This window comes from Pseudomonas sp. GW456-L12, from assembly GCF_059424045.1.
Genome location: NZ_JBWKZA010000012.1, coordinates 93502 through 105260, shown reverse-complemented (window position 1 = coordinate 105260; position 11759 = coordinate 93502). Strand labels below are relative to the sequence as shown.

Below are 11759 nucleotides of genomic sequence, written 5' to 3'. Positions count from 1 at the left end.
AGGAGCTGGCAGGCCAGCAAGACGGAAGATGGGGCTTTGCAGAGAGTTCTTGCGCGGGTCACCCTGCCCGCAAAAATGGGCAGGGCTACCCAAGGAGGGTCAAGCGTAGGTGTCGATCAGCGTACCGAGCACTTCATCGGCGGCCTTGGCGACTTTCACACCTAGCTCCGCCTGAACCTTGCCCATGGCCATCTCGACCATGTTGCTGGCCAGGTCCGATTGCTGGCTGCGATCGACAGATCGCAGGCGCTCGACTTGTACCTCAGAGGATTGGCTGGCGACAGAGCGTTCAATGGTCGTATTGGCGATCTGACTGGCAGCCTGATCGACACGATTCTGCCCGGTCTGCACGGTACTCAGGCCGGCGTAGAAAGCGGTATTCCCGGAAATTTCCATGGGAGAATTCGACCCTGCAAGGAATGAACAGCGGCTATTGAACCAGACGCGTCAGAAAAAGACCCGTCAAAAACACTAATGGCACAGTGCCTTACCATAGGCAAAATCTAGTCAAGCAGGTCCAGTTGCAGATACTCGGCCACCGCTTCGGCGCTGATCGCCTTCAATCTCGGGACCCGCCCCAGACAAGGTGCGGGCAGGCGCTCCGCCAGCGTGGCGAGATTCTCCTCGAGCCGCGAAGTCTTCGGCTCGATAATATTGGCCACCCAACCGGCCAGCTGTAATCCGTCCTGGGCAATTGCCTCGGCCGTCAGCAGCGCATGGTTGATACAGCCCAGGCGCACGCCCACCACCAGGATCACCGGCAGATCCAGGGCCATGGCCAGGTCGGACAGGTTGTCCTGATCGGCCAGCGGCACACGCCAGCCGCCGGCCCCTTCGATCAGGGTGAAATCGGCACCCTTGGCCAGCACCTGGCGCATGGGTGCCAGCAAGGCCTGAACAGTCAACGCCACGCCAGCCTCGCGGGCCGCCAGATGGGGAGCGATGGCTGGTTCAAAGGCCAGTGGATTGACCTCGTCGTAGGTCAGCGGCAACGAGCATTCAGCCAACAGAGCCAAGGCATCGGCGTTACGCAGCCCCTTGGGGGTCAGCTCGCAGCCCGAAGCCACCGGTTTCCCGGCCGCGGTGCTCAGCCCCGAGAGCCGCGCGGCATGCAGCAAGCCAGCGGCGACGGTGGTCTTGCCAACATCAGTGTCTGTTCCGGTAACGAAATAGGCTCGGCTCATAGCGGCTTCTCCAATACGGCGTAGACCACCTGGTAGGTCGCGGGCAATCCCTGCGCTTGACGGAACTGTTCGTAGGCGTCGATCAGACCCTTGATCCGCGCCCGCCCTGTCAGCCCGCCGGGCCGTCCAGGGTTGAGGTTGTGCGCCCCCAGGGCCTTCAACTCATGGGTCAGACTGCGCACATCCGGGTAGTGCAGCACATGAGGACGGGTTTCCAGGCTCAGCACCTGCAAGCCGCTCGCCGCACACAGCTGTTGATACGTGCTGAACTCACGAAAGCGATTGACATGCACCATGCCGTCGACCTGACGCCAACTGTCGCGCAATTCGTACAGCGTACCGACGCACAGGCTGGCAAAGGCCAGCACGCCGCCCGGCTTCAGCACCCGATGCGCCTCACTGAGAACCGAACGGAAATCCGCGCACCACTGCACCGCCAGGCTGGAGAAAATCAGTTCGCAACTCTGCCCCTGCAACGGCAAACGCTCGGCATCGCCGGCAATGAAATACCGCGCCCCGCCCAACGGCCGGGCGTGCTCGAGCATGCCTTCGGCGATGTCCAGCGCCAGCCCTTCGCTGGCCTGGAAACGCTCGCCCAACAGACGGCTGAAATAACCCGTACCACAGCCCATGTCCAGCCAACGGCCGGGCTCGCGGTCTTGCGGCAGGCGGCCCAGCAACTCGTTACCGACGTCGCGCTGCAGTTGCGCCACGCTGTCGTAACTGGACGCCGCGCGAGAAAAGGAAGCCGCCACCTGGCGCTTGTCGGGCAAGCTGCCGGGGGGCTTGGGAAGGGACAGATCAGTCATCACCGGACTCATGCAAAAAAGCCTGGATCGCCCCCGCCACACCGTGGGGATCCTCCAGAAGAAACGCGTGGCTGGCCTGTTCAATCAGGCCAACTTCAACATCGGGCAACAACGCCAGCAATTCACCTGCGGCTTCGGCCGGCACCAGGCCGTCGAGCCCGGCGAACAGATGCAACTGCGGTCCACGAAACGCCTGCAAGGCATGGCGGGTATCCAGCTGCGCCAGCAACTCCAGGCCGGCCATCAACACAGCACCCGAAGTATGCGGCGCGCCGCCCGACAGCAGGCGCGACAGGCCGCGCGGATCTTCGGCGCCCTGGGCACACAACAGGCTGAAGCGCTTGAGGGTGGTGCGTGGATCGGCGTTACAGCCGGCCAGAAACCCGTCGAAGGTCTCCCCCGGCATTGCGCTTGCCCACTCGGCATGCGCCACGAAACTGGGGTTGCTGGCCAACGTCAGCAGACCGCAGCAGCGCTCGCCACGACGCGCCGCCAGCTCGGAAGCCAGCATGCCGCCCAGCGACCAGCCACCGAGCCAGGCGTTGTCCGGCACGCTGGCGTCCAGTTCGTCGAGCCACTCATTCAGGTCGCTGGACTCCAGCTCCGGCAATGGCTCGATCTCGACCCGCAGGTGTTCGTCCAGCCCCTGCAGAGCCGCCGCCAAGGGTTCGAGCGGCGATACACCGAGCCCCCAACCGGGCAGCAGAATCAGTCGATCACGCATGGCTTGGCTCCGGTCCCAGTTCGCTAAAACAATCCGCCAGTGCATTCAACAATAGCTGGACCTGAGCCTCACTATGGGCGGCGGACAGGGTCACCCGCAAGCGGGCGCTCCCCGCGGGCACGGTAGGCGGACGAATCGCGGTGACCATCAGGCCGCGCTCGCGCAGCATCTGCGACAGGCGAATCGCCCGCGCGCTGTCGCCGATCAGGATCGGCTGGATCGGCGTAAAGCTGTCCATCAGGGTCAGCCCGATCTGCTCGGCGCCCTGGCGGAACTGGCGGATCAGCGTGCTCAGGTGCTCACGCCGCCAGTGCTCGCTGCGCAGCAACTCCAGGCTTTTCAGGGTGGCGCAGGCCAGGGCCGGCGGCTGGCTGGTGGTATAGATGTAGGGACGGGCGAACTGGATCAGGCTTTCGATCAGTTCCTCGCTACCGGCGACAAAGGCGCCGGCGGTGCCGAACGCCTTGCCGAGGGTGCCTACCAGGATCGGCACCTCTTCCTGGCTCAAGCCGAAGTGCTCGACGATCCCTCCTCCGTTGGCCCCCAGCGGCCCGAAGCCATGGGCGTCGTCGACCATCAGCCAGGCGCCCCTGGCCCGGGTTTCGCGAGCCAGCGCCGGCAGGTCGGCCAGGTCGCCGTCCATGCTGAACACACCATCGGTGACCACCAGGGTATTGCCGGTGGCTTTCTCCAGGCGCTTGGCCAGGCTCTCGGCATCGTTGTGCAGGTAACGGTTGAAGCGCGCGCCGGAGAGCAGGCCGGCATCCAGCAATGACGCGTGGTTGAGGCGGTCTTCCAGCACCGTGTCGCCCTGCCCCACCAGCGCGGTGACCGCGCCGAGATTGGCCATGTAACCGGTGGTGAACAGCAATGCCCGCGGGCGGCCGGTGAACTCGGCCAGGGCTTCTTCCAACTGGTGGTGGGGCGTGCTGTGGCCGATCACCAGGTGCGAGGCGCCACCGCCCACGCCCCAGCGGGACGCACCGGCGCGCCAGGCTTCGATCACTTGCGGGTGATTGGCCAGGCCCAGGTAATCGTTGTTGCAGAACGCCAGCAACGGCTGGCCGTCGACCACCACTTGCGGCCCTTGCGGGCTTTCCAGCAATGGGCGCTGACGATAGAGGTTTTCGGCACGACGGGCAGCGAGACGCGCGCGGAGATCGAAAGACATGCAGGCCTCGATGATCTGATCGGACGATGATTGCCGTAGCCGCTGCCGCAGGCTGCGATCGACCCGAAGGGGCGCGAGGACCTTGAGTCCGTCGAGGTCCTGCGACCAGCGTGGCCCGGACTATCGCAGCCTGCGGCAGCGGCTACACAGCAGAGATGCTTAAACCGCGGCGTTGTAGAACTGCTCGCTGCTCTTCTGCTCCACCAGCGCCTGCTCGATGGCGGCCTGGTGCACCTCGTCGGCGTGCTCTTCGCGGGCTTCCGGCTGAATGCCCAGGCGCGCGAACAGTTGCATGTCCTTGTCGGCCTGCGGGTTGGCGGTGGTCAGCAGTTTCTCGCCGTAGAAAATCGAGTTGGCACCGGCGAAGAACGCCAGGGCCTGCATCTGCTCGTTCATCGCTTCGCGGCCGGCGGACAGGCGCACATGGGATTTCGGCATCAGGATACGAGCTACGGCGAGCATGCGGATGAAGTCGAACGGGTCGACGTCCTCGGAGTTTTCCAGAGGCGTGCCGGCCACTTTTACCAGCATGTTGATCGGCACCGACTCCGGGTGCTCCGGCAGGTTGGCCAGTTGGATCAGCAGGCCGGCGCGGTCATCGAGGGATTCGCCCATGCCGAGGATGCCGCCGGAGCAGATCTTCATCCCGGCATCGCGCACGTAGGCCAGGGTCTGCAGGCGCTCGCTGTAGGTGCGGGTGGTGATGATGCTGCCGTAGAACTCCGGCGAGGTATCGAGGTTGTGGTTGTAGTAGTCCAGGCCGGCCTTGGCCAGCGCTTCGGTCTGGTCCTGGTCCAGGCGACCGAGGGTCATGCAGGTTTCCAGGCCCATGGCCTTCACGCCCTTGACCATTTCCAGCACGTACGGCATGTCTTTGGCCGACGGGTGTTTCCAGGCCGCGCCCATGCAGAAACGGGTCGAACCTATGGCCTTGGCGCGCGCGGCCTCTTCGAGGACCTTCTGCACTTCCATCAGCTTTTCTTTTTCCAGGCCGGTGTTGTAGTGACCGGACTGCGGACAATATTTGCAATCTTCCGGGCAGGCGCCGGTCTTGATCGACAACAGGGTGGAAACCTGGACGCGGTTGGCGTCGAAATGCGCGCGGTGCACCGTCTGCGCCTGGAACAGCAAGTCATTGAATGGCTGGACGAAGAGGGCTTTGACTTCAGCCAAAGTCCAGTCATGACGCAGATTGGCGGTGGTGCTGGCGCTCATGGGCGATTCCTTGATTATGCTTGGCAAGCGGCTGCGGGAAGGCAATACCCACAGCCGCGACACGGATGTTGGGCATATTTAAGGAAGCGCCATGCAGTGTCAACCACATTACCAAGGACCGGTTTACATCTGGTTAAAAAACAAACAAACCTGTTTGCTCTGCGACGAGCCGACCGACACGCCCCAAGCCATTTGCACCGCCTGCGAAACCGAACTGCCGTGGCTCGGCGATCATTGCCAGGTGTGCGCCCTGCCCCTGCCCGCGGCCGGCCTGACCTGCGGCCAGTGCCTCAAGCGACCGCCCGCCTTCGCCCAGGTGGTGGCGCCCTGGCGTTATGGCTTTCCGGTCGACAGCCTGGTCAGCCGTTTCAAGCACAACGGCAAATGGCCCTTTGGCCGTCTTTTGGCCGAACTTCTCGCGCAATCGCTGCAACATCGCTTTGCCGAGGACCTGGCGCAACCCGACGCCCTGCTGCCGGTGCCCCTGGCCCGCAAGCGCCTGCGCCAACGCGGCTATAACCAGGCGGCGATGCTCGCGCGCTGGCTGGGCGAGATCCTGCAAATCCCCTGTGACGAAACCTCGTTGCAGCGCACCCAGGACACGCCATCGCAGCAGGGCCTGGATGCCAGGGCGCGGCACCGCAACCTGCACCACGCCTTCGCCCTGCTGCCCGAGGCGGTGGTCCATGGCCGGCACCTGGCGCTGGTGGACGATGTGCTCACCACCGGCGCGACCGCCCACGCCCTGGCGCGGCTGCTGCTCAAGGCCGGGGCGCGACGGGTAGACGTCTATTGCCTGGCACGCACGCCAAAACCCGGTGAGCCCGACTGAACTTGACTCTCGCCCCTCAAGCCGCAAACTCCCTTTCCATTCCCAGCGTTCAAAGCGTCCAGCCATGCCCTTGCCCACCTTGTTGACCCAGCACATCGCCCGTCGCCCGCAGCGCATTGCCCTGCTGCAGCACATCGCCGAACAGGGTTCGATCACCCGTGCCGCGAAAAGCGCCGGCCTGAGTTACAAGGCGGCCTGGGACGCCATCGACGAGTTGAACAACCTGGCGCAAAAGCCCCTGGTCGAACGCAGTGTCGGCGGCAAAGGCGGCGGTGGCGCCAGGCTCTCCGTCGAAGGCGAACGGGTGCTGCGCCTCTACCAGCGCTTGCAGGCCTTGCAAGCCCAGGTGCTGGAAGCTGCCGAAGACGCCGCCGACCTCGATCTGCTGGGGCGCCTGATGCTCCGCACCAGCGCCCGCAACCAGCTGCATGGCACGGTGCTGGCGATCGAAGCGCAGGGGCGCAACGATCTGATACGACTGGCGCTCGCAGAAGACCTGGCGATCCAGGCGCAGATCACCCATGACAGCACCCTGCACCTGGAACTGGAGCCCGGCACAGGCGTCGTAGCGTTGATCAAGGCCGGCTGGCTGGAATTGCTGGCCATCGATCAACCCGCAACACCCGGACACAATTGTCTGCAGGGCACCCTGGAAGCGATCCTCGACGCCGAAGACGGCCCCAGCGAAATCAGAATCGCCCTGCCCAGCGGCCAGACGCTGTGCGCCCTGGCCGAACCGCTGCACCTGCGACACCTTGGCTTGAGCGCCGGCCAGCCGGTACGGGTGCAGTTCTCGCCGTCCAACGTGCTGCTCGGCACGCCGCTCTAGGTTTCTATCGCCGCGCAATGCTTGCGGCGCTGCAACATGTTCGTCATCGACGCTGATTAAGGTGGCTGCAAAACCCTGCAGGAAGCCTGTGATGAGCCTATTAGAAGAAGACCAACCTACCGACCTCGAAAAGATGGTCGGCCTCAGCCGCCGTGGTTTCATCAGCGCCGGTGCCCTGTGCGGCGCGGCCATGTTCCTCGGTGGCAACCTGCTGAGCCGCAGCGTGCTGGCCGCCAGCGTCAGCGCCGGTTCCAGCAAGCTGCTGGGCTTTGAAGGCATTGCCGCCGCCACCAGCGACACCATCACCCTGCCGCCGGGCTACAAGTCTTCGGTGCTGATCAGCTGGGGCCAGCCCCTGCAGAAGAACGGCCCGGCGTTCGACCCGAGTGGCAATGGCACCGCCGCGGCCCAGGAGGTCCAGTTCGGTGACAACAACGACGGCATGAGCCTGTTCGCCTTCCCGGACGACAAGAATCGCGCACTGATGGCGATCAACAACGAATACACCAACTACCGCTACCTCTATCCCCACGGCGGCATGCCGCAGTCGGCGGAAGACGTGCGCAAGGCCCTGGCCAGCGAAGGCGTGTCGGTGATCGAAGTGCAGCGCCGCAGCGGCCAATGGCAGTTCGTCCAGGGCTCGCGCTACAACCGACGCATCCACGGCAACGCGCCGATTCGCCTGAGCGGCCCGGCCGCCGGCCACGCGCTGATGAAAACCAGCGCCGACAAGAGCGGCCGCAAAGTCCTCGGCACCTTCCAGAACTGCGCCAACGGCAAGACGCCATGGGGCACCTACCTGACTTGTGAAGAGAACTTCACCGACTGCTTCGGCAGCAGCAACGCCCAGCAGACCTTCGATGCCGCGCAGAAACGCTATGGCGCCTCGGCGAGCAGCCGCGACATCAACTGGCATCAGTTCGACCCGCGCTTCGACCTGGCGAAAAACCCCAACGAACTCAACCGTCACGGCTGGGTCGTGGAGATCGACCCATTCGACCCGCAGTCCAAGCCGATCAAGCGCACCGCCCTGGGCCGCTTCAAACATGAAAACGCCGCCCTGGCCGAAACCCGCGACGGACGCGCCGTGGTCTACATGGGCGACGACGAGCGTGGCGAGTTCATCTACAAGTTCGTCAGCCGCGACCGCATCAACCACCGCAACCCCAAGGCCAACCGCGACCTGCTGGACCACGGTACCCTGTACGTGGCGATCTTCGACAATGGCGACGGCAACCCGGACCACCCGAAAGGCAAGGGCAAATGGGTCGAGCTGAGCCATGGCAAGAACGGCATCGACGCCAGCAGCGGTTTCGCCGACCAGGCCGAAGTGCTGATCCACGCTCGCCTCGCGGCCAGCGTGGTCAAGGCCACCCGCATGGACCGCCCGGAATGGATCGTGGTCAGCCCGAAGGACGGCCAGGTCTACTGCACCCTGACCAACAACTCCAAACGTGGCGAAGACGGCCAGCCAGTGGGCGGCCCGAACCCGCGGGAGAAAAACGTCTACGGGCAGATCCTGCGCTGGCAGACCGCCCGTGGCGACCACGGCTCGATGGACTTCACCTGGGACCTGTTCGTGGTCGCCGGCAACCCGGCCGTGCATGCCGGCCAGCCCAAAGGCGGTTCGTCGAACATCACGCCGCAGAACATGTTCAACAGCCCCGACGGCCTGGGTTTCGACAAGGCCGGCCGGTTGTGGATCCTCACCGACGGCGACTCCAGCAACACCGGCGACTTCGCCGGCATGGGCAACAACCAGATGCTCTGCGCCGACCCGGACACCGGTGAAATCCGTCGCTTCATGGTCGGGCCGGTGGGCTGCGAAGTCACTGGCATCACCTTCTCGCCGGATCAGCGGAGCCTGTTCGTGGGCATCCAGCACCCGGGCGAGAACGGCGGTTCAACCTTCCCCGAGCACCTGCCCAACGGCAAGCCGCGTTCCTCGGTGATGGTGATCACCCGGGAAGACGGCGGTATCGTCGGCGCCTGATAGACCGCTTCGCGGGCAAGCCTCGCTCCTACAGATCCGTGTAGGGGCGAGCTTGCCCGCGATAGCGCCCTCACAGTCACCACCTGTCATCCTTCGTGCGCTACCATGCTTGGCCGGACGCAGCAGCCTGCTGCGCGCAGGAGTCAGCATGTCTCACCCGTTCGAAACCCTTACCCCTGATCTAGTCCTCGATGCCGTCGAAAGCATCGGTTTTCTCAGCGACGCCCGTGTCCTGGCACTCAACAGTTACGAAAACCGTGTCTACCAGGTCGGCATCGAAGACAGCGAGCCGCTGATCGCCAAGTTCTACCGCCCGCAGCGCTGGACCAACGAGGCGATCCTCGAAGAGCACCGCTTCACCTTCGAACTCGCCGAGTGCGAAGTGCCGGTGGTGGCGCCGCTGATTCACCAAGGCGAAAGCCTGTTCGAGCATGAAGGCTTCCGCTTTACCCTGTTCCCACGCCGTGGCGGCCGGGCGCCGGAACCCGGCAACCTCGACCAACTGTATCGCCTGGGGCAATTGCTCGGCCGCCTGCATGCGGTCGGCGCCACACGCCCGTTCGAGCATCGCGAAGCGCTGGGGGTGAAGAACTTCGGCCACGATTCGCTGACCACCCTGCTGGAAGGCGACTTCGTGCCCAAGAGCCTGCTGCCGGCCTACGAGTCAGTGGCCCGCGACCTGCTCAAGCGGGTGGAAGAGGTCTACCAGGCCACGCCGCACCAGAACATCCGCATGCACGGCGACTGCCACCCCGGCAACATGATGTGCCGCGACGAGGTGTTCCATATCGTCGACCTCGACGACTGCCGCATGGGCCCGGCGGTGCAGGACCTGTGGATGATGCTCGCCGGCGATCGCCAGGAATGCCTGGGGCAGCTGTCGGAACTGATGGATGGCTACAGCGAGTTCCACGACTTCGACCCGCGCGAACTGGCATTGATCGAACCGCTGCGCGCCCTGCGCCTGATGCACTACAGCGCCTGGCTGGCCCGGCGCTGGGACGACCCGGCCTTCCCACGCAGCTTCCCCTGGTTCGGCAGCGAGCGTTATTGGGGCGATCAGGTGCTGGCGTTGCGCGAGCAACTCTCGGCGCTCAACGAAGAACCGCTGAAGCTGTTCTGACCCCAAGCCCTGATCCGACCTGTAGAAGCGAGGCTGGCCCGCGATAGCCTCGCCGCGGTAGTTCTGATGCACCGTGGTGTATTGATCGCGGGCAAGCCTCGCTCCTGCAGAAGCCGGATTGATCACAAAAGCCGGCAACCAGGATGACGCCGACAAAGACACGGCCTGACAAACCTCCTTACAATCCCCCTCTTTGTTAGCTGCCTAAGCAAGGATTCTGCATGCAAGCCGCCAACCCGCGCCGCGGGTACATCCTGGGCCTGAGTGCCTACATCATCTGGGGCCTGTTCCCGATCTACTTCAAAGCCATCGCCAACGTGCCCGCCGTGGAAATCATCATCCACCGGGTGCTCTGGTCCGCGCTGTTCGGCGCGCTGCTGCTGATGGTCTGGAAGCATCCCGGCTGGTGGCGCGAGCTGCGGGACAACCCCAGGCGCCTGGCGATCCTGGCCCTGAGCGGCACCCTGATCGCGGCCAACTGGCTGACCTATGTCTGGTCGGTGAACAACGGGCGCATGCTCGAAGCCAGCCTGGGCTACTACATCAACCCGCTGGTGAACGTGCTGCTGGGCATGCTGATCCTCGGTGAGCGGCTGCGGCGCCTGCAGTGGCTCGCGGTGGGCCTGGCGGCGGTGGGCGTGGCGCAGCAGGTGTGGCAGGTCGGCAGCCTGCCCTGGGTTTCCCTGGTGCTGGCGCTGACCTTCGGTTTCTACGGGCTGATCCGCAAGCAGGCACCGGTCAAGGCGCTACCGGGGCTGGTGGTGGAAACCTGGATGCTGGTACCGATCGCCCTCGCCTGGCTCTTGCTCAACCCCACCGCCTCCAGTGCCCAGGCGGCCTTCTGGACCAGCTCCGAGGCCTGGTGGCTGGTGGCGGCCGGTCCCGTCACCCTGGTGCCGCTGGTGTGCTTCAACGCCGCCGCCCGTCACCTGCCCTACACCACCCTGGGCTTCTTGCAGTACCTGGCGCCGACCCTGGTGCTGCTGCAGGCGGTACTGCTGTTCGGCGAACACCTGTCGTCGAGCACCCTGGTGGCGTTCATGTTTATCTGGGCCGGCCTGGCGGTGTACAGCGTGGATGCCTGGTTGAGCCTGCGCAAACGCAGCTGATCAATAAACGTACAAAGCTCTGCAGGCCACGGTTGGCGTGGCCTGCATCTATCCTTCCCAAGGTTATCCACAGCGTGATCCCCGCCGTTTGTGCACAAGCCCTTGAAACTGCTGGTTTTTTGATCAGATTCAGCAAAGCCTTGGCCGGCTTGGGCTGGCGCCAGGTCTCTACAGGTTATCCACAGGCGCATGCACGCTAAAACTGGATAACCCGCCCTTTCAGGTTCACACCTCGCTGCGCAGCACCAACTCCACCATCAAATCATCCGCCAGGGTTTCCAGGCGCGACTGCAAAACGTCGAGGGACAAAGTCAGCGGCACCGCCAGGATCGCTTCGGCGTGGAACAGCGGCTCGCTGCTCATGGGGGCCGGGCGCACTTCGGTCACCAGCCGCTCCAGGTTCACCCCCTGCTCGCTCAACAGGCGGGTGATGTCGCGCACAATGCCCGGCCGGTCGTTGCCCACCAGTTCCATGGCGATCGGCTTCCAGGTGCAGGACTGTTCGATACCGCTTTCGGCGATCAGCACCCGAATGCCCTGGGCCGCCAAGCCTTGCAGCGCGTCCACCAGCTCGTCATAGGCTTCGGCCGGCACGCCGACCCGCAGGATGCCGGCGAACTGCCCGGCCATCCGCGACATGCGGCTCTCCAGCCAGTTGCCGCCGTGCGCGGCGATGCATTGGGCGATGCGCTCGACCTGTCCGGGCTTGTCCGGGGCGAATACGGTGAGTACGAGGTGGTCCATGGCGCAACCCTCTGTCAGGACTTTTG

12 protein-coding genes are annotated in these 11759 nt (G+C 64.5%); 5 read left to right on the top strand and 7 right to left on the bottom strand.

All coding sequences use genetic code 11. The features are described 5' to 3' along the window. Positions 1-99 precede the first annotated feature (99 nt). From AC07Y9_RS17080 to bioB, 6 genes are all read right to left on the bottom strand, one after another. Positions 100-396, bottom strand: coding sequence for a hypothetical protein (locus tag AC07Y9_RS17080; protein ID WP_007926068.1), 297 nt, complete (start codon positions 394-396; stop codon positions 100-102). A 107-nt stretch (positions 397-503) separates the two neighbouring features. Then, entirely contained in the window at positions 504-1184 is a 681-nt protein-coding gene (gene bioD, locus AC07Y9_RS17075; protein WP_062824413.1) for a dethiobiotin synthase, read from the bottom strand. Next, positions 1181-1993, bottom strand: coding sequence for a malonyl-ACP O-methyltransferase BioC (bioC, locus tag AC07Y9_RS17070; RefSeq protein ID WP_087089422.1), 813 nt, complete (start codon positions 1991-1993; stop codon positions 1181-1183). Before bioC ends, bioD begins: the two co-directional genes overlap by 4 nt. Next, entirely contained in the window at positions 1986-2717 is a 732-nt protein-coding gene (locus AC07Y9_RS17065) for an alpha/beta fold hydrolase (protein WP_009051196.1), read from the bottom strand. The genes bioC and AC07Y9_RS17065 overlap by 8 nt, the downstream gene beginning before the upstream one ends. Continuing rightward, positions 2710-3888: an 8-amino-7-oxononanoate synthase gene (gene bioF / locus AC07Y9_RS17060; RefSeq protein ID WP_102679161.1), complete on the bottom strand. Its 1179-nt coding sequence runs from the start codon at positions 3886-3888 to the stop codon at positions 2710-2712. Before bioF ends, AC07Y9_RS17065 begins: the two co-directional genes overlap by 8 nt. Before the next feature lie 159 nt (positions 3889-4047). Further along, positions 4048-5103 (bottom strand): biotin synthase BioB, encoded by a 1056-nt coding sequence (bioB, locus tag AC07Y9_RS17055; RefSeq protein WP_007926062.1) that lies wholly within the window; start codon positions 5101-5103, stop codon positions 4048-4050. Positions 5104-5194: 91 nt separating this feature from the next. Between bioB and AC07Y9_RS17050 the strand changes: the two genes are divergently transcribed. The 5 genes from AC07Y9_RS17050 to rarD all read left to right on the top strand — a co-directional run bounded on the left by AC07Y9_RS17050 (position 5195) and on the right by rarD (position 10989). Next, positions 5195-5935 (top strand): ComFC family protein, encoded by a 741-nt coding sequence (locus tag AC07Y9_RS17050; protein WP_101339299.1) that lies wholly within the window; start codon positions 5195-5197, stop codon positions 5933-5935. 64 nt (positions 5936-5999) lie between these two features. Next, the gene (locus tag AC07Y9_RS17045) at positions 6000-6764 is read left to right on the top strand and encodes a TOBE domain-containing protein (RefSeq protein WP_053262902.1); all 765 of its coding nucleotides are present in this window, start codon (positions 6000-6002) and stop codon (positions 6762-6764) included. Positions 6765-6855: 91 nt separating this feature from the next. Continuing rightward, positions 6856-8757, top strand: a complete 1902-nt coding sequence (locus tag AC07Y9_RS17040) for a PhoX family protein (protein ID WP_085533098.1) — start codon at positions 6856-6858, stop codon at positions 8755-8757. Positions 8758-8905: 148 nt separating this feature from the next. Beyond that, positions 8906-9880: a serine/threonine protein kinase gene (locus AC07Y9_RS17035; protein ID WP_007926057.1), complete on the top strand. Its 975-nt coding sequence runs from the start codon at positions 8906-8908 to the stop codon at positions 9878-9880. A gap of 221 nt (positions 9881-10101) precedes the next feature. Then, a complete protein-coding gene (rarD, locus tag AC07Y9_RS17030; RefSeq protein ID WP_087089433.1) occupies positions 10102-10989 on the top strand; it encodes an EamA family transporter RarD in 888 nt (295 codons plus the stop codon). Between the two features lie 225 nt (positions 10990-11214). Here the strand turns inward: rarD and AC07Y9_RS17025 are convergent, their stop codons facing one another. Beyond that, on the bottom strand, positions 11215-11733 hold the full coding sequence (locus AC07Y9_RS17025) for a glycine cleavage system transcriptional repressor (protein WP_007926052.1): 519 nt from the start codon (positions 11731-11733) through the stop codon (positions 11215-11217). Positions 11734-11759 lie beyond the last annotated feature (26 nt).